At 54.6% G+C, this 17,357-nt stretch carries 16 protein-coding genes, 1 tRNA gene and 1 pseudogene; 12 read left to right on the forward strand and 6 right to left on the reverse strand.

Annotation, left to right across the window (positions count from 1 at the left end):
* The first annotated feature begins 366 nt into the window (after window positions 1–366).
* A complete protein-coding gene (locus M2Q46_RS01565) occupies window positions 367–1,272 on the forward strand; it encodes a hypothetical protein (RefSeq protein ID WP_009455739.1) in 906 nt (301 codons plus the stop codon).
* Window positions 1,273–1,392: 120 nt separating this feature from the next.
* On the opposite strand, the gene M2Q46_RS01570 is transcribed toward M2Q46_RS01565, so the two are convergent.
* Window positions 1,393–2,160 (reverse strand): helix-turn-helix transcriptional regulator, encoded by a 768-nt coding sequence (locus M2Q46_RS01570; protein ID WP_302356461.1) that lies wholly within the window; start codon window positions 2,158–2,160, stop codon window positions 1,393–1,395.
* A 106-nt stretch (window positions 2,161–2,266) separates the two neighbouring features.
* Between M2Q46_RS01570 and M2Q46_RS01575 the strand changes: the two genes are divergently transcribed.
* The 3 genes and pseudogenes from M2Q46_RS01575 to M2Q46_RS01585 all read left to right on the forward strand — a co-directional run bounded on the left by M2Q46_RS01575 (window position 2,267) and on the right by M2Q46_RS01585 (window position 5,014).
* The gene (locus M2Q46_RS01575; RefSeq protein ID WP_302356463.1) at window positions 2,267–3,073 is read left to right on the forward strand and encodes a sulfite exporter TauE/SafE family protein; all 807 of its coding nucleotides are present in this window, start codon (window positions 2,267–2,269) and stop codon (window positions 3,071–3,073) included.
* 153 nt (window positions 3,074–3,226) lie between these two features.
* A pseudogene (locus M2Q46_RS01580) lies at window positions 3,227–4,081 on the forward strand (SLC13 family permease); the annotation flags it as partial.
* A 90-nt stretch (window positions 4,082–4,171) separates the two neighbouring features.
* Window positions 4,172–5,014, forward strand: a complete 843-nt coding sequence (locus M2Q46_RS01585; RefSeq protein ID WP_367997714.1) for an SLC13 family permease — start codon at window positions 4,172–4,174, stop codon at window positions 5,012–5,014.
* Window positions 5,015–5,110: 96 nt separating this feature from the next.
* Here M2Q46_RS01585 and M2Q46_RS01590 read toward each other — a convergent pair whose 3' ends face one another.
* Complete coding sequence (locus M2Q46_RS01590; RefSeq protein ID WP_009455757.1) at window positions 5,111–5,542, reverse strand: hypothetical protein; 432 nt, start codon at window positions 5,540–5,542, stop codon at window positions 5,111–5,113.
* Between the two features lie 257 nt (window positions 5,543–5,799).
* Between M2Q46_RS01590 and M2Q46_RS01595 the strand changes: the two genes are divergently transcribed.
* Both M2Q46_RS01595 and M2Q46_RS01600 read left to right on the forward strand, forming a co-directional pair.
* Complete coding sequence (locus M2Q46_RS01595) at window positions 5,800–6,198, forward strand: DUF1090 domain-containing protein (protein WP_009455758.1); 399 nt, start codon at window positions 5,800–5,802, stop codon at window positions 6,196–6,198.
* Between the two features lie 185 nt (window positions 6,199–6,383).
* On the forward strand, window positions 6,384–7,307 hold the full coding sequence (locus M2Q46_RS01600; RefSeq protein ID WP_081055387.1) for a DNA/RNA non-specific endonuclease: 924 nt from the start codon (window positions 6,384–6,386) through the stop codon (window positions 7,305–7,307).
* A gap of 34 nt (window positions 7,308–7,341) precedes the next feature.
* Here the strand turns inward: M2Q46_RS01600 and M2Q46_RS01605 are convergent, their stop codons facing one another.
* Window positions 7,342–7,767, reverse strand: coding sequence for a hypothetical protein (locus tag M2Q46_RS01605; RefSeq protein ID WP_251197139.1), 426 nt, complete (start codon window positions 7,765–7,767; stop codon window positions 7,342–7,344).
* A gap of 131 nt (window positions 7,768–7,898) precedes the next feature.
* Here M2Q46_RS01605 and M2Q46_RS01610 point away from each other — a divergent pair, with 131 nt between their 5' ends.
* The 3 genes from M2Q46_RS01610 to M2Q46_RS01620 all read left to right on the forward strand — a co-directional run bounded on the left by M2Q46_RS01610 (window position 7,899) and on the right by M2Q46_RS01620 (window position 10,070).
* Window positions 7,899–8,141 carry a hypothetical protein gene (locus M2Q46_RS01610; RefSeq protein ID WP_009455761.1) on the forward strand — a complete coding sequence of 81 codons (243 nt, stop codon included), beginning with the start codon at window positions 7,899–7,901 and terminating at the stop codon, window positions 8,139–8,141.
* Window positions 8,142–8,188: 47 nt separating this feature from the next.
* Entirely contained in the window at window positions 8,189–9,154 is a 966-nt protein-coding gene (locus M2Q46_RS01615) for an arsenic resistance protein (RefSeq protein ID WP_302356467.1), read from the forward strand.
* Window positions 9,155–9,533: 379 nt separating this feature from the next.
* Complete coding sequence (locus M2Q46_RS01620; RefSeq protein ID WP_026482851.1) at window positions 9,534–10,070, forward strand: AmiS/UreI family transporter; 537 nt, start codon at window positions 9,534–9,536, stop codon at window positions 10,068–10,070.
* 161 nt (window positions 10,071–10,231) lie between these two features.
* Here M2Q46_RS01620 and soxR read toward each other — a convergent pair whose 3' ends face one another.
* The gene (gene soxR / locus M2Q46_RS01625) at window positions 10,232–10,720 is read right to left on the reverse strand and encodes a redox-sensitive transcriptional activator SoxR (RefSeq protein WP_035268132.1); all 489 of its coding nucleotides are present in this window, start codon (window positions 10,718–10,720) and stop codon (window positions 10,232–10,234) included.
* A gap of 113 nt (window positions 10,721–10,833) precedes the next feature.
* On the opposite strand from soxR, the gene M2Q46_RS01630 reads away from it, so the two are divergent.
* On the forward strand, window positions 10,834–12,267 hold the full coding sequence (locus tag M2Q46_RS01630; protein WP_302356469.1) for an MFS transporter: 1,434 nt from the start codon (window positions 10,834–10,836) through the stop codon (window positions 12,265–12,267).
* A gap of 1,460 nt (window positions 12,268–13,727) precedes the next feature.
* Here M2Q46_RS01630 and M2Q46_RS01635 read toward each other — a convergent pair.
* Window positions 13,728–13,812, reverse strand: a tRNA-Leu gene (locus M2Q46_RS01635).
* Window positions 13,813–13,935: 123 nt separating this feature from the next.
* Complete coding sequence (locus M2Q46_RS01640) at window positions 13,936–15,147, reverse strand: CaiB/BaiF CoA-transferase family protein (protein WP_254003042.1); 1,212 nt, start codon at window positions 15,145–15,147, stop codon at window positions 13,936–13,938.
* A 173-nt stretch (window positions 15,148–15,320) separates the two neighbouring features.
* Here M2Q46_RS01640 and tig point away from each other — a divergent pair, with 173 nt between their 5' ends.
* Both tig and clpP read left to right on the forward strand, forming a co-directional pair.
* Complete coding sequence (gene tig, locus M2Q46_RS01645; RefSeq protein ID WP_009459092.1) at window positions 15,321–16,631, forward strand: trigger factor; 1,311 nt, start codon at window positions 15,321–15,323, stop codon at window positions 16,629–16,631.
* Window positions 16,631–17,284, forward strand: a complete 654-nt coding sequence (clpP, locus tag M2Q46_RS01650; protein WP_021446711.1) for an ATP-dependent Clp endopeptidase proteolytic subunit ClpP — start codon at window positions 16,631–16,633, stop codon at window positions 17,282–17,284. The genes tig and clpP overlap by 1 nt, the downstream gene beginning before the upstream one ends.
* Window positions 17,285–17,357 lie beyond the last annotated feature (73 nt).

Below are 17,357 nucleotides of genomic sequence, written 5' to 3' on the forward strand. Positions count from 1 at the left end.
TGTGTGCTGCCTGATCGTATAGCCTGCTTTTTTCTCGCTTGTCTCTGTAGGGTTTATGTAAAAAGGGTTTAACCCTTTTTCGTCCAGGGTCATGAGTCTATCCATGTTGAGAATGAGGTGACCTGCAGCCATGCGCTTTGATTCGGTTTCTCTTTTTACATTTTATAAAATTTATCGATTTTTTATCTGCCTAGAATGATCGTGAAGTGTTTTTTGCTGCATTCAGTTCTTGTTTTTCATTCAAACGGAGGGCTTATGCGATCGATCCTTTTATGGCTTCTGGGTGTTCCTATCCCTATCATCATTTTGCTGGCTCTGTTTTGGCACTAAGGTGCGTGCGATCACAATCTGAAATAAGGAATCATCATGGCTACAACGCAATTTGGTTCGGATGCAGGTTTGGGGACGCAAGCCGTGGCGGAGTCTTCGCACTCCGCTGTGTCTTGGGGCGCTGTCATCGGGGGCGCGGTTATTGCCGCTGCCATGACGGTGACCTTGCTGGTAGGTGGGACCGGCCTGGGTTTCATGGCGATTTCCCCGTGGAGTAATGACGGGGCCTCAGGCACCACGATGGCTATCGGGACGATTATCTGGCTTTTTGTCACGCAGATCATTGCCTACGGTATTGCGGGCTATGTCACTGGACGTCTGCGTACCAATTGGACAGGTGTTCACGGTGACGAAGTTCATTTCCGCGATACGGCGCATGGTTTTCTGGTCTGGGCCGTGAGTGCGGTTGTCAGCGTCTTCTTGCTGGGCTCGGGTGTCGCCTCGCTGGTCTCGGGTACGGCTCAGGCGGGGGCGAATCTGGCCGGGGCTGGAGTGGGAGCGGCATCGGCCATCGTAGGCCAGGCAGGCAAGGATCAGGCGCAAGGCCCCGGCTTGGGCTATTTCACCGACACCTTGTTGCGTCCGGCAGATCCTGCCAATGCGCCTGCTCAGACTGGCAACCCGGAACGTGAGGTCAGCCGGATTCTGGCTCGCAGCCTCAAAGAAGGGGAGGTGTCCCAGCAGGATCAGGATTACTTGCTGCGTTTGGTGGCCAACCGTACCGGCTTGACGCCCGAGCAAGCCAAGGAGCGTCTGGACTCCGTGCAAAAGCAAGCCAAGGAAACAGCCGACAAGCTGGAGCAGCAAGCTCGTGAAGCGGCTGACACCGCTCGCAAGGCAGCCGCTGCTTTCGCGCTGTGGGCATTTGCGTCCTTGCTGGTGGGTGCCTTCGTGGCCAGTCTGGCTGCAACGATTGGTGGACGGGCGCGTATCACGCGTTAAGCCCCAGTCATGATGCCAGGCCGCTTATAAGTTGAGGCGGGCAGTGCAGGCCCCTGGATGTCAGAGCTCCGGGGGCCTTTTTGTTTCTGCTTCCATCAAGTTGCTGTCTGGTCAGTTCCTTCAAGGAACACGAATAAAGTTGCTGGGTGCTTGCCCCAAGCGGCGACGAAACATGGTGGAAAAGGCACTGGAGCTGTCGTAACCCAGATCCAGTGCAATCTGTGTGACGGATTGGCCGGCCGACAGCTTGGCCAGAGCCGCCAGCAGACAGGCTTGTTGACGCCATTCACTAAAACTCATGCCGGTTTGTTGCCGGAACAGGCGCGTAAAACTGCGCAGGCTTTTATTGATTTGCCCGGCCCACTGTTCTGGCGTGCTTTGAATATTGGGCTGACTTAAAAAGTCTTTGCAGAGCTGGGCCATGGATGGGTCTTGAGGGATGGGGGCAAAGAGCGGCATGGTTTGCGCCAAACCGACTTCATGCAGAAGCAGTTGAGCCAAGGCGCCGTCGCGGCCATTCTCCTCGTACAGAGCGGGCAAGGCCAGGGAGGCCAGCAACAAGTGATGCAGCAAGGGCGTAATGACCAGCACTTCGCAGTGTGTGCTGCTGCGAGGTGCTGCTTCCGGCTCTATATATAAGCTTCGGGTGCTGGCGCTTTGCATGCGAACGCGATGGCGTTTGCCAGCTGGAATCCACACGCCGCTATAAGGTGGAATTACCCAGGCGCCATCGTCGGTTTCGACTCCCATCAGCCCGGTCATGGCATAGAGCATTTGCGCCCGTCGGTGCACATGAAAGTCCAGCAGCGTGCCCGGCGCGTAGTCCGTGCCAATCGCCAGCAAGGGGCGAGGGGTGGCATCTACGCTATCCAGTCGTACATTGTGCATAAGCAAGCCTCTGGCCGAAACGAAAGTATTGTTGACCGGTTTTAGCATGCCAGCCAAAGCAGGGCGACCTATTCTTGGGTTTTGTCATCTGTGTTGATGGGCGGCTATGTATTTTCTATTGCTGTTTTTTGGTTTGCTGGCTGGCGTGACCACCGTGCTGTTTGGCTTCGGTGGCGGTTTTGTGGTGGTTCCCGTGCTGTATTCGGTGCTGATTGGCATGTATGGCGTGGACAGTCAGATGGGGCAGGCGGCCATGCATATTGCGGTGGCCACTTCCACCTGCGTCATGATTTTTGGTGCTGGCCTGTCTACCTGGCGCCACCACAAGGCGGGCACTGTGCCTTGGGGGCAAGTGCGTCCTTTGCTCCTGTTCATCGCCTTGGGGGCGATTCCCGGGGCGGCAGCAGCCATGGCCTTGAGCGGGTCCTGGGTACGTTGGGTTTTTGTGGTGTATCTGGGCCTGACGATTCTGGATAGCCTGTTTCGTTCCGGCTTCACCCAAGAGTCCAGCAATACCATGCGCCCTTTAAGCAAGGCCAGTAGTGCTGGGGCCGGGGTAATTATTGGTGTGATTGCCGCCTTTTTGGGCGTCGGTGGTAGCGTGATAACCGTCCCCCTGATGCGTCGACGCGGTGCCAGCATGACCGCTGCCACGGCCGCAGCCAATCCCTTGTCCTTGCCGATGGCGGTGGTGGGGAGCCTGACTTACGCCATGCTGGCCTGGAATGCCGATTCCTTGGGGGCCTGGCATGCAGGTTATATCGACTTGCGCGCATGCCTGGTGCTGGTGGTTGGCTCCTGGCTGGGGATTCGCTTCACCTCGCGCTGGATCGGCAAGATCCCGGACAGCATTCATGCCAAAGCCTATATCGCCTTGTTGGGGCTGGTGTTTTTGGTGATGCTGCTGGTTTAAGCGTTGCAGGGGTGGCCTTGCGCCACCGATCCTTCCAAGCTTGAAGGCTTCACTTTTCCTGTTTTGAAAACTTGTGTTTTTTGTTGAGTGCGGCGAAATGCAGTGCTTGCTGTGCTGCATTTTTCCCTATACTGAGCAGCACAGCACAAACAGGAGTGGGGCAACATGACAACAGAGATTGCAGTGGTCTTGGGTCTGGCTTTAATCGCGATTGTCTTGTTTGCTACAGAAAAACTCCGAATAGATGCTATCGCCTTGCTGGTGCTCAGCACCTTGGCGGTTCTGGGTTTGGTGACTCCCGAGCAGGCCGTGGGTGGTTTCAGCAATCCGGCCACGGTTACCGTCGCGGCCATGTTTGTGCTGGCTGCCGGGCTGCAAAATAGCGGGGCGCTGTCCGGGATTGGGGATTTGCTGAGCAAGGCACGCTCCCCTGTGCAGTTTCTGCTGCTGTTGTTTCTGGTTCTGGCGGTGATTGCTCCCTTCGTCAACAACACGGCGGTGGTAGCGGTATTCATTCCCATCGTCATGGCCGCCTGCGCACGGATAGGCATGTCGGCCTCCAAAGCGCTTATCCCCTTGTCCTATGTCTCGCAAATGGCCGGGGTCTGTACCTTGGTCGGGACCTCTACCAACCTGCTGGTCAATGCCATTGCCCGCGATCTGGGCCATCCCGGTTTCACCATGTTCGAGTTCACCGCCTTGGGGGTGATCTGTATGGCTGTGGGGTGTCTTTATTTGCTGACGATAGGGCGCTGGTTACTGCCCGATGCCCGTGGCGGCGAGTTGGTCGAGCAATATGAGCTGGGAAAATACATTACCGAGCTGCGGGTGATGCCCGATTCTTCCCTGATTGGCCAATCGGTGGGCGATGCCAAGCTGGGCGAGCAATACGGGGTGTTTGTGCTGGAGCTGTTGCGCGGCGATACCAAAGTGTGGGGCCCGCGAGAGCAGAAGATCGAGCAGGACGATGTGCTGTTGGCGCGCGGAGACTGGACCAAGCTGGACGAGCTGCGCAAAGAAGCGGGTCTGGAGGTAGACCCCCAGTTCAAGCTGGAACAACAGTCTTTCGAGCAGGTTGATCAGGTTTTGACCGAGGTCATGATTGCGCCGCGTTCGCGTATCAGTGGTCGTACTTTGGCCAGTTTGGGAGCAGGCTGGCACAAGAACGCCACCGTGCTGGGCATTCATCGCCGTGGTCAGGTCTTGCGTGAGCAATTGCGTGCTGTGCGTTTGCAAGTGGGCGATATTTTGTTGATGTTGACTCCGGCCGCAGAGGCGGCCGATTTGCGGGCTGACAGCAATATCATCGTGCTGTCCGAGCGCGAGGCCGAAAAGGAAATGGGCTGGCGTGCACCGTTTGCACTGGTCACCATGGCCCTGGTGATTTTGTTGCCTGCCTTGGGCTGGGTGCCTATCAGCATCACCTCCTTGTTCGGTGCCGTGGCCATGACACTGGCCGGTTGTCTGAAAGCAGATGATGTGTACGACGCCATAGATTGGCGCATCATCATCTTGATGGCGGGCTTGCTGCCTTTGGGTATGGCCATGAGCGAGACCGGCGCGGCCCAGTTCCTGGTCGAAAATACCGTTGGTCTGGTGAAGTCCTTTGGACCTTTGACCGTGTTGGCCGTGGTCTACCTGATGGCCCTGATGCTGACGGAGTTCATGAGCAATGCCGCCGCTGCTGTCTTGCTGACACCGATAGGAATGTCCACGGCGAAAATGATGGGCGTCGATCCCACTCCATTCCTGATTGCCGTTACCTTCGCGGCTTCCACCAGTTTTGCCACACCTGTGGGTTATCAGACCAACACCATGGTTTATGGCGCAGGCGGCTATCGATTTGTGGATTTCCTGAAAGTGGGTTTGCCCTTGAATCTGATTTTCTGGGTGTTGGGCGTGTTGTTGATCCCCGTTTTCTGGCCCTTCAATCCGGCTTGAAGCCGCTATTTATACGGCAAGAATAAAGGAGACCCTGCTCATGGCCTCACTGGCCCCGCAGACCATCCGGATGATGCAGGGACGAGAGGAGCTTGATTACAGGCTTGCGTCACCCGAGGGGCCGGATTGTTCCTTAGGACCTTTCCAGCGATAGCTCAGCAGCAGCACCCACAGGGTGGCCATGCCCAGTCCGTACAACATGGCTCCATAGGAAACAGAAATATCAATACCGCAGACCCGCGAGAAGCGGTCCGCGGTATCGCAGATATTCTTGATCGCCAGTACAAACAAGACGGTGTTGACGGCCATGGCCAGACAAGCGGACACCGCCCGTTCTGCCCAGATCAGACTGGCAACGGCCAGAATGGACAAGGGCATCAAGGAGTTGAGCACACTGGTATGCCAGGCTGAATACGCCTGGGAGGAGTTGAGCAAACTTTCGTTGACGTGCGCAAAGGGAAAGAGCCACAACACAATCAAAGCAGCGCACAGGAAAAAAATCAGTTTCCTGGTGGTGATGTTGAACACGATTAAAAGTAAAAGTTTGCTTTATGAGGATTTCGAGTGTAACTGAACTGTTTTATGCTTAAAGACAAGTTGTGTAAATTTCTCGGCACAATTTGCGACAATTTTGTTACTTGAATATGACATAAACAGAAGAATTTTCGAATTTAATCACGTTTTCGTGACAAATTGACGAAGTCTATTCCAATCGTCCACCTGAGGTAAATTGGAGTCTGGATTGTATGATGGCTATCTGGATGAACACTGCAGGAGTAACAAGGATGAAACGTTCCGTATGGTGCTTGAGTGCTGTATTAAGTGTGATGGCCTTGCCCGCCTGGGCTGATAACCCGGCTTGCCAGTATCGGGCTGCCGAAATTCAGAACCAGATCAACTATGCTCGCCAGCATGGCAATGTTCATCGAGAGCGTGGCCTGGAGCGCGCCTTGGCCAATGTGCAGATGCATTGCCGGGACGCGGATTTGCTGCGTGATGTACAGGAAGATATCCGCGAGCAGGAAGAGGACATCCAGGAACGCCTGGATGAAATCGCCGAGAAACGGGCTGAAGGGCGACAAGACAAGGTGGAAAAGCTGGAGAAAAAACTGGAACGTGATCGTGCCAAATTGGAACAACTGCAAGATGAATTGAAAGAATTGCAGGCTCTGGGTGCTCAGTAAAAAGCGTCACCGCAAGTCCTGAGTCTGTTCCTGTTCTGGCGATTGATCGCGTTAAAAAAGCCGGAGTCAGAAATAAATACGTGCTCCCACTGGGGGCTCGTTCTTTTGAATCTGAAAGGACTGCTTATAATCACAGGTGCAGTCGGCGCAATGATGTAAGCCGACCAAGCATAAACAAGAGTGGTATGAGCAGAAAAAGTACAGGTCGTAGCGTTAAAAAAACCAGTAGTAGAAAAAAGACAGGGCAGGCAAACCCGTCCCGATTTCTGAAGTCCGTCCTTGCCGCGGCCCTGACCAGTTTCGGGATTGCAACGGCCTGGCTTCATCCCCAAGGGCTGAACTGGCAAAGTCTTGAACCGTTTCTGGTGTCTTTGGGTTGGCCAGGCGCGACGCAGCAGGATAGTGTGCCTGTCCCGGCCTCGGTCGAGGGGTATGTTCAAACCTCTTTTGCACATTGCCCCCAGTTCTTTCCTGGCTCGCGACCTGTCGTGCCCATGGCTTACACGCAAAGAGAGTTGTGCTTCAGCTCTTTTGCGATTTTGCATAGCGGCCAAACCAAGACGCCGGTGTTTGTCGTCCAGCGTCTGAACCGTCAGCAGATTCAGTCCGCCAAAGGCTTGAAGCGCACGGATCGTTTTTATGCTGAAGGCCGTTTGCCGCAGGCAGAGCGGGCCGAGCTGAATGACTATCGAGGCTCGGGCTTTTCGCGCGGGCATATGGCTCCGGCAGGGGATATGGCTTCGGAGCAGAGCATGGCGCAGAGCTTTTCTCTGGCCAATATGGTGCCGCAAAATCAGGTCCACAACGCCGGCCCCTGGAACAAGATCGAAGCCGATACCCGTAAATATGTGGCGCGTGCCGCAGGCAATGTGTATGTGTTCACCGGACCTGTGTACGAGCGCAATGCCGCGACGATAGGTTCCAGCCAGGTTGCCGTTCCCAGTCATTTGTTCAAGCTGGTGTATGACGCCACCACAGGACGCTCCTGGGTACATTGGCAGGCTAACCAGGCTTCCACTCGTGTTGGACCACCCATCAGCTACGAGGAGTTTGTAAGACGGACAGGCTTGCACTTGCTGCCTGACACCAGTCTGAAAAGATCGGGTTGAAGCAGGCATCTTGGCGTGTGGGCACTAGCCCGTTTTATTTATTGAGTATGGCGTGGACTTGATCTTCAGAAAAATACACGCTGTCCCCGACCTCGAAAACGTGGTAACTGATGTTCTGCTCGCTGACGACGCCCCTGAAATACGCCTTGGGGGTGGCTGGCAGTTGGGTGATACGAACACTGATGTAGCGCTCGCTGGTGTAAGAAACCAGCTGTACATGCATACCTTGCTTCAAATCCAGGGCACCTGGGAAACGGTCCAGATCGTCATGGCTGACTACAACTCGAAATGCAGTGGGCCTGTGAATGACATAGGCTTCCTTCAGCCGGAGATGTAGGGTCAGGATCTGTTGTGCTTGTGTGCTGATTTGCGCGCCAGGATGTCGGACTTCCTGCTCCAGTTCGGGATTGGGCGTCAGATTCAAGATTTGGGCCAATAGCAAAAATTGTTCGTGAGTCATAAATTGCAAATTATCAGGAAAGGGAATCGACGGGCTTTGGAGGCTCAGGGTACAGTGTTCCTATTGTCCGCGATCGGTTCTGATTTCGATTCGCGGTAATTGCAATAAAGATTTTTTGTAGGGAAAACACAATGATGGTTCGACGTCTGATTCAAAGTTGCGCGGTGCTCGGTCTGGCCGCTTTGATGGCAGCTTGTTCCTCCGCGAAGCCCGGTGGTGGCCCCGTGTCAAAACTCTTTAATGAATGCACCTGGGACCGTGAGTCCTGCATGCACGAGGGCCGTTACGAAGCCGGAGAAAGCGAGTATGCCGAGCGTGAGGCTCGAGATTTGAACCGTCAGTCCGCCGCACGTTTGCGCCGTAGCGGTCTGTAAAAGGGAGTTCTCACGGCAGTGCCGGAGTTGTTCTGCCAAACGAGGTATTGGCCGTGATTCGTGATGTATTAGAGCGCCGGCAAACCGCTATTTATTGTGTGGCGATGTTGCTGGCCGCCTGGATGGCCAGTGTCTGGGTGATGCCAGCTAGTCTGGTCGACTGGATCAATCCAGCGCTGGCTTTCATGTTGTATGTCACCTTTGTGCAGGTGCCTATTGCCCAGTTAGGCAAAGCGCTGACCCAGCTGCGCTTTCTGGCCGTTTTGCTTCTGGCCAATTTTCTCCTGATACCTCTATTGGTCTTTGCGCTGGTGCCCTTGCTGCCAGACCACACCGTGTTGCGCCTGGGCGTGCTGTTGGTCTTGCTGGCTCCTTGCATTGATTACGTCGTGACCTTTGCTCAATTAGGTCGTGCCGACGCCCGCGCACTTCTAGCCGCTACGCCGGTACTGCTGCTTGTGCAAATGCTGCTCCTGCCCTTGTTTTTGAAATTGGCCTTGGGGGAACAGTTCGGTTTGTACATCAAAGCCGGGCCGTTTCTGAATGCTTTCTTTTACCTGATTCTGATTCCGCTGTTGCTGGCGGGGGCCACCCAGTATCTTGCGGGTAAAAGTCATAGCTGGGCGCAGATAAAAACGGGGTTGGGCTTGGCCCCCGTTCCAGCCACTGCTTTGGTCTTGTTCATCGTCGTGGCGGCTGTTCTGCGACAACTGGAGCCTGCGCTGGATGTCTTGTGGCGAGTGTTGCCGGTGTATGCGCTGTTTGCCATTCTGGCTCCTGTCATCGGCTGGGCGCTGGCACGGCAAGCGCGGCTGGCCGTCCCGTTGCGACGTGCGGTGGCTTTCAGCAGTGCAACTCGCAATTCTTTGGTGGTGCTGCCTCTGGCTTTGGCGATTCCGGGGGCTTTGCCGTTGTTGCCAGCCATCATTTTGACGCAGACTCTGGTGGAACTGCTGGCACAGTTGGTCTATGTGCGTGTGCTGGCTCGCTGGGGCCAAAACGAACAGGCTTGAGCGGGTTCTTGAGCAGGCACGCTGTTTATGGTTTGGTCAGTTGCCAGACCTCATTTGTAGCGGCCTTGCCCAGGCTCCGATCAGGTTTTAACTCATTGATTAAAAGGGATTTTGTTTGTCCCTGGGCTGAGTTTGCTTTCAAAACGGAGAAGGGGGCGTTAGCCTGCTAATGCCTGTGCAAACCGCTCGCTTTTCAGCCAGAATTTTCACTGGAAAACCGCCGCAAAATTGCGCGGTTTTTTCTTATAGAGCTTATAAAAAAAATCACATGGCAATTGCGTAGCCAAGCTCTATGATCTGCTCCGCCTCAGCCTTGAGTGCAACATCATGTTGCGGGCATGTTCTGTGTCCGCCTTCTATTATTTAGGATATCTTCAAAATGCTAGTTGCCGCTTTTCTGGCGTTTGCAGGCCTGTGCCTGTTCGTTAATGGTGTTCGTCTCTTTTACTCTGAAGGCCATCATGCTGGCAGGCTGGTGGATGCCAAAGATGCTGCTATCGTCAACTTGTTCACGGCCGTACTGGGATTCATCTGCATGTCCCATATCTTGAACCCTGCCAATAGCACCGTGTACTCTCCCTTGTCGGCCATTTATCTGGGCCTGTTTGCCTTGACCTATTTTTGGGTAGGGGTGAACGCGTTTACAGGAAGTGATGGGCGTGCCTTGGGCTGGTATTCCCTGGTGGTCGCCTGCATCGCTGTTCCCGCCGCACTTACAAATTTGAGCGTAGCCGAGCGGATTTTTGACTACTGGCAAGTCCTGAGCTGGTTGTCCTGGGCAGTGCTCTGGTTCATGTTCTTCTTGCTGCTGGTGCTGAATAAACCCATTGCCCGCCTGACTGGGCTGGTGTCTGCCGTGCAAGGGGTGCTGACAGCCTTGCTCCCCGCGCTGTTGTATTTCTGGGGCGTGATTTAAGAGAGCAGGGCGTTTCTTGGAGAGTGAAAAAGGCCTGGTGTGAAAACTGGGCCTTTTTGCTGCCTGATGCCTTCTGGCATAGTGAAGTAAGAGTCGGTTTTCGCTGATTTCCAACCCTGATGCGCTGCGTGTTCAGCCTGGATTTCACACAAGCCGCGCGATCAGATTTCCCCCGCTCTTTTCTTCCGCTTCTGATTGTGTCGTCCGGCATCAAGCAGCACAGCACCCGCGCCTGACAGGGATAACTGATCCCCCGGGTTTCTAAGTGGGCAGTCCGTCATGGACAAACACCCACAGCCTATACAGCCATCCAGCTCATCGCGTAGCTGTGTCAGGCTGAGAATCCGCTCATTCAACATATCCCGCCAGCTCGTGGACAAGGTCGCCCAGTCCTTTGCGTTCAGTGGCCGGCCAGTAGGTAATTCATCCAAGGCTGTTTTGATGGTGGCCAGCGGAATGCCGGCGCGCTGCGCAATTTTGATGACCGCAATTTTCCGTAGAACATCCCGGTGATAGCGGCGCTGGTTACCATCGCTACGCCAGCCATGAATGAGACCTTTGGTTTCATAGTGATGCACGGTTGCAATGGTGACCCCGCTGCGGCGGGCGACTTCACCCACGGACAGAGGGATGCTGGTATCGATTCTCATGGTGTTTGGATCTCTTGACCTCATCTATACATGAGGTTTTATAAAAGACCACTCTTGCCTATGCAAGCTTTTCAAGCGGCAGGGCTACTTTCAAAAGAATGAGTCGAGATCTTATGAAGAATCAGCAAGCTTGCGCGCGTAGCGGGCAAGGGGTACAGACCGGGTGGGGCGCTTTGTTGTCGGGGGCCAATGCCATGCGTGCCCTCGTCCTGGCCGGTGGAGTGGTATTGCATGCCGTCAATGTCTACATTGTGACCACCATTTTGCCCACGGTTGTGCAGGATATTGGTGGGCTGGATTTATATGCCTGGAATACGACCCTGTTTGTCGTGGCGTCTATTCTGGGTTCGGCTCTGTCACCCAAGTTGCTGGCCTTGACGGGTCCTAAAGGCAGCTATGCCGTCGCGGCCTTGATCTTTGGGGTGGGGGCGCTTGTTTGCGCGCTGGCGCCGAATATGTCCCTTTTGCTGTTCGGGCGCTTCGTCCAGGGGATTGGCGGTGGTTTTCTCTTTGCTCTGGCGTACGCCATGATTCGTCTGGTTTTTGCAGAGCCCTTGTGGCCTCGAGCCATGGCGTTGGTATCAGCGATGTGGGGCGTGGCAACGTTGGCCGGGCCGGCAGTCGGTGGCGTGTTTGCGCAGTGGGGAATGTGGCGTGCGGCTTTTGGATCGGTCGCCTTGATTGCCGTACTTTTTGCCGCTTTGGCATTAGTAGTCCTCCCCAAACGCGAGCAACATGCCGCGGCGGTGAGCAAGGTGGCTATTCCTGTGATTCAACTGCTGTTGTTGACGCTGGCGGTGTTGGCGATCTCTGCCGGTAGTACCTCGGCAGATGTACTGCAAAATGCGCTTGGCCTGGGCTTGGCGGGGGGGTTGGCCGTCGCTTTGCTGGTAGTGGAAAAACGTTCGTCTACCAAGTTGCTGCCATCGGGGGCGTTTCAGTTCAGATCTGCAATTGCCAAACTCTATGCCTTGATGTCCTTGTTAGTGCTGACGGTGACCAGTGGTGAAGTTTTTGCACCGCTTTTTCTGCAAGTCTTGCATCAACAGTCCCCGTTAGTAGCGGGGTACTTCACGGCGCTGATGGGGGCGGGCTGGACGGTAGGGGCAATTATCAGCTCGGGCCTGGGGGAAAAAGCCATTGCGCGGGCGATCATGGCTGGGCCTATCCTGGGACTGCTGGGTATGGTGGGGCTTGTTGTTTTACTGCCAGATACCAGTACGGGTTCCGTCCTGGCTCTGGCACCGATTTGTCTGGCTCTGGCCTTGATAGGCGTGGGAGTAGGGGTAGCTTGGCCCCATTTGCTGGTGCGGGTTTTCAAGGCAGTGCCAGCCCAAGAGCAGGAACTGGCGGGGGCATCGATTACAACCATTCAGCTCTTTGCAACGGCAAGCGGAGCAGCCTTAGCTGGAATGATTGCCAATGCGGGTGGACTCATTGATCCCGGTGGCGTGGAGGGAACGCGTCAAGCGGCTTATTATTTATTTGGAATTTTTGCTGTGGCACCGCTGTTAGGGATAGGAATGGCAAGGAACTGTCGGGCGTGAATGCTGTCTGATTAATTATGAGCCAGCTAATTTGTTCAGCATTCTGCTAGGGTTAATACTAGAGCGTCCATTAATTAGCTCTTATTGATATAAGATTTAGTGCAATTGAAGCCTGGTTCTATATTTTTAATTTTCATGAAGGAGGTTGCCTTGTGAATAGTGCCCCCTTTACTAATCAGGTATCCAAACCCGATTCGCAGCCTAAGCCCATGCGCTGGCCTAGCGATTTTCCGGGTAAACACGATCGGCAGGAATAAGCTCCGGATTTAATCGGGAAGCCGCCTTCAAGGGCGGCTTTTTTGTGTCTGCGCTTCAAGGCTTTCTTTTGTGGAGCTCGGAAATGAGGAGGGGAATCTTTCGGGCTTGGTAGTAGGGATATCAGGTGACGTGCCCGTTGCTCTTGCTGCTTCACTAAGCTGTTTGTTGTGGCCCAGCCATCTCTGTGCCGACTTTCTCTTTATGCAGGGCATGGTTTTTGTCTTGTCTGGCTGGCCGTGTTGAAGTCCTCCCCTGAGACTCCCTGACGACAAGATCCCTTCCTCTTGGGCCGGTTTCAAACCGACTTTGACCTACGTCTATAGAACGATGTCCATGCTCCCTTTCAGCTCATCAATGTAGTATAAAGTAACAAATATTCTTCGGTTTATCGGTCTTTCAGACAAATTTATGACCTCTTTATGCATGAAAAATGTAGTTATTGAGTAAAAAGCAGGAATAAATGTTATTTATTGTCAAATGTGACTAGGTAATATAATTACTTGCGAATGATTGTCATTATTGATTTTTTATAAAGGAAAGATGGGGATGAATCGCACTCCAAAGCCAAGCCCAAATCCGGATCCCAGCCCAAGTCCTGATCCGGCTCCCAAGCCCGAGCCGCAACCCATGCGCTGGCCCAGTGACTTTCCTGGAAAGCACGATCGCTACAACTGATGTTTAAGTAGAGGTGTTCAGGAGAAAAGCGCAGTGCCCAGCGGGGTTCTTGCGATTCTGCCCCCCCGGCATGTGCTTTTTCTCAGCAGTCTCGAGGTCGATTTCAGTAAATACCGTTGGATTTATCAGATCTATATAGCGCAGCTTTGGTGGGCTGTTACCTGAAAATAACTTTGTTAGCGCGGACAAGCTTTAACTAATGATTGTGAGAATGGGCTAGCTTTCGTACGCAACAATACAAGACGTGCAGCGAGTTGATTGAGTGGCAATTATTAGCGGCCAAACAATTACAAGGGAACCAAATCAATAGACGCACTCGCAGTCATGTGCATCGCTCACAGCATTGAACTGGACTCAATACCTAGGCGATGTGGCTATTTTTGTTTTTTTGAGGAATTCGTGGGGCCTTTATGGGTCCTACGATGTTGAATACTTGAAAACAGGCTATTAAAAGCTGTTAGGGTATGAAAGTTAAGCCGTTGATTTTGCTTAAAATTGATTTTTCTGAATCAACGGTTTTCATGCTCTGGTGCGAACGGAGAGACTCGAACTCTCACACCTCTCGGCGCCAGAACCTAAATCTGGTGCGTCTACCAATTCCGCCACGTTCGCAGCACGAAAAAAGTAGATTCTAGCTTGGATTTTCATCCTCGGCAAGTGCTTGCTCCGTATGAAAAACAAATAGATTAGGGGCCATCTTGTACTGGCCCCCAGGTGCTTTTGTACTGCTTTGTTTTACTTGCGTTTTGGGTTCTTGGCGATCAGGCCGCGTGCTTGCCAGTCGGCTTGTTGTTCGGCGCTGATCCCCAGGTTATCCAGGATTTCCTGGGTGTCCTGGCCCAGGTGCGGAGCAGGGCGGTAGATGGCGCCAGGGGTGTGGCTCAGCTTGGGAACGATGCCGGGTACTTTAAGCGGTGTGCCGTCTGGAAGACTGCTGTCCAGCAGCATGTCACGGGCCTGATAGTGGGGATCTGCTGCGATATCGGCAATGTCATAAACCCGCCCTGCGGGAACGCCAGCCTGGTCCAGAATTTCCAGTACCTTGTCCAGTTCCAGAGCGCTGGCCCAGTGGCCAATGGCGGCATCGATCACGCCTGCATTTCGGGCGCGACCATCATTGTGCGCGTAGTCGGGATTGTCAGCCATATCAGCGCGCCCAATGGCGTTCATCAAGCGCTTGAAAATGCTGTCGCCATTGCCGGCGATCAAGGCGTACTTGCCATCCTTGCAGACGTAGGCATTGCTGGGCGTAATGCCGGGCAGGCTGCTGCCGGCAGGCTCCCGAATGGCGCCGAAGGCGGAGTATTCGGGCAGCAGACTTTCCATCATGTTGAACACGGATTCATACAGGGCCACGTCAATATATTGACCTTCGCCCTTGTTCTGTTCACGCTGGCGCAGGGCCATCATGATGCCGATGACACCATGCAAGGCTGCCAGAGAGTCTCCAATGGACACGCCAACCCGTACCGGCGGCCGTCCGGCCTCACCGCTAAGGTGGCGCAAGCCGCCCATGGCCTCGCCAATCACGCCGAAACCGGGCTTGTCCTTGTAAGGGCCGGTCTGGCCGTAGCCCGATACACGCAACATGATCAGACCGGGGTTGATGGCTTTCAGGTCTTCCCAGCCTAGCCCCCATTCTTCCAGGGCGCCGGGGCGGAAGTTCTCGATCAGAATGTCACATTCTTTTACCAGTGCGCGCACCACATCCTGACACTCCGCCTGTCGCAGGTCCAGAGCCAGAGACTTCTTGTTACGGGATTGCACCTCCCACCAGACCGAGTTACCGTCATGCAGCAAACGCCATTTACGCAAGGGGTCACCGCCTTTGGGGGATTCGATCTTGATGACGTCCGCGCCAAATTCGCCCAGGATCTTGGCGGCAAAGGGGCCGGCGATCAATTGGCCCAGTTCCAGGACCCGGATGCCGCCTAAAGGGGAGTTCATGTGCATATCAGTCTTGCGTAGGGAAGGTAAAGTAAGGGATCATAGTCCGGCACGGCTGTATTGTCTTGACAGGAAATTATGATTCAAAATACGTTTGTTTGGATTTACCGTGCCAGTTTCCGGTAAAATGCCGGATTACTCTTATCAATTACTCAATTTAATATAGGTCTTCAATGCAGCCCGAGGTTGAAATTCTGTCCGGCTTGGAGCGCCGAGTCGATGTGGTCGTTTCGGTGGCCGACGTAGAAAAACAAGTCCAGGCCCAGCTCAAGCGTGTGGCTCGTACGGCCAAGGTACAGGGCTTCCGTCCCGGTAAAGCGCCTTTGTCCGTTGTCGAGCGCAGCCACGGCCCTGGTATCCGTTACGACGCCATCAACGAAGAAATCGGCAAAGCCCTGGACAAAGTGATCCAGGACTCCAAATTGCGCGTAGCCGGCACTCCTAATCTGGAAGCCAAAGAAGGCGAGCCTGCTGAAGGCACCATGGCCTTTACCGCAACTTTCGAAGTTTACCCAGAAGTGGCTCTGCCTGATCTGTCCAAACTGGAAATCAAGCGTGCCAACACGCCTGTGACCGACGAAGACATCCAGCGCACCGTAGACGTGCTGCGCAAGCAACGCGCCAACTACGAATCCAGCGCTGATCGCCAAGCTCAGGAAGATGACCGCATCACTCTGGACTTTGTGGGCACCATTGACGGCGTCGCCTTTGAAGGCGGTAGCGCTGAAGGTTTCCAGTACCTGCAAGGTCGTGGCCGCATGCTGCCCGAGTTCGAGACTGCCGTTGCCGGCATGAAAGCAGGCGAAACCAAAACCTTCCCTCTGGAATTCCCTGCCGACTACACCGGCAAGGAAGTGGCTGGCAAAACTGCCGAATTCAAGATCACCGTGACAGACGTGGCCCAGCCTGTTCTGCCCGAGCTGGATGCTGAGTTTGCCAAGTCCCTGGGTCAGGCTGAAGGTGATGTGGACGCTTTGCTGGCCGACATTCGTGCCAACATCGAACGCGAAATCAAGGCTCGTGTGCACGCCCGTAACAAATCCGCTGTGATGGACGCCTTGCTGTCTGCCAGCGAATTTGACGTGCCTAACGCTCTGGTGGACAACGACGTGGAAGGTCGCATCGCTTCGGCTCGCGCCGAACTGAAAGAGCGCGGCGTGCCTGACGCAGACAAGATGCCTATCCCTGCCGAGGCCTTCAAGGAAGAATCCACTCGCCGCGTGCGTCTGGGTCTGCTGGTCTCCGAACTGGTCAAGGCTGCTGAACTGCAAGCCAAGCCCGAACAGGTTCGTGCCCGCATCGAAGAATTTGCCCAGAACTACGAACAGCCCGCCCAAGTGGTGGCCTACTACTTGTCCGATCGCCAGCGTCGCGCCGAGATTGAGGCAGTGGTACTCGAAGATAACGTCGTCGAGCACGTACTGTCCCAGGCCAAGGTGTCCGACGAGGAGGTGGCGTTCGACCAAATCATGGGAACCAACTAATGTCGTCAACCTTTGTCGACTTCTACGCCTCAATGCATGGGGGGCAATCCGTTGCCCCTACGGGTTTGGGCTACGTGCCTATCGTGATCGAGCAGTCCGGTCGTGGAGAGCGGTCTTACGACATCTACTCCCGCCTGCTGCGCGAGCGCATCATCTTTCTGGTGGGCCCGGTTCATGACAACTCGGCCAACCTGATTGTGGCCCAGCTGCTGTTTCTGGAGTCGGAAAATCCTGAAAAGGATATTTCGCTCTACATCAACTCGCCCGGTGGTTCGGTCTATGCAGGCCTGGCCATCTACGACACGATGCAGTTCGTCAAGCCGGAAGTCTCGACATTGTGTACCGGCATGGCTGCCAGCATGGGCGCTTTCTTGCTGTCTTCGGGCGTCAAGGGCAAGCGTCTTGCCTTGCCTAACTCGCGCATCATGATCCATCAGCCTTCGGGCGGTGCGCGAGGCCAGGCTTCCGATATCCAGATTCAGGCCAAGGAAATCCTGAGCCTGCGTGAACGCTTGAACAAGATCCTGGCCGAAAACTGCGGCCAGCCTGTCGAGCGTATCGAGCTGGATACCGAGCGTGACAACTTCATGGCAGCTGAAGACGCTGTGGCCTATGGCCTGATCGACAAGGTGATGAACACTCGTGACGAGTAATCATCTGTCCCTACAGGGATCGATCTGACGCAGTACTATGGCTGTTCGGGGGCGGGACTTGTTCCCGTCCTTT

It is taken from the genome of Alcaligenes sp. YSL9 (assembly GCF_030515105.1).
GTDB lineage: Bacteria > Pseudomonadota > Gammaproteobacteria > Burkholderiales > Burkholderiaceae_B > Alcaligenes > Alcaligenes phenolicus.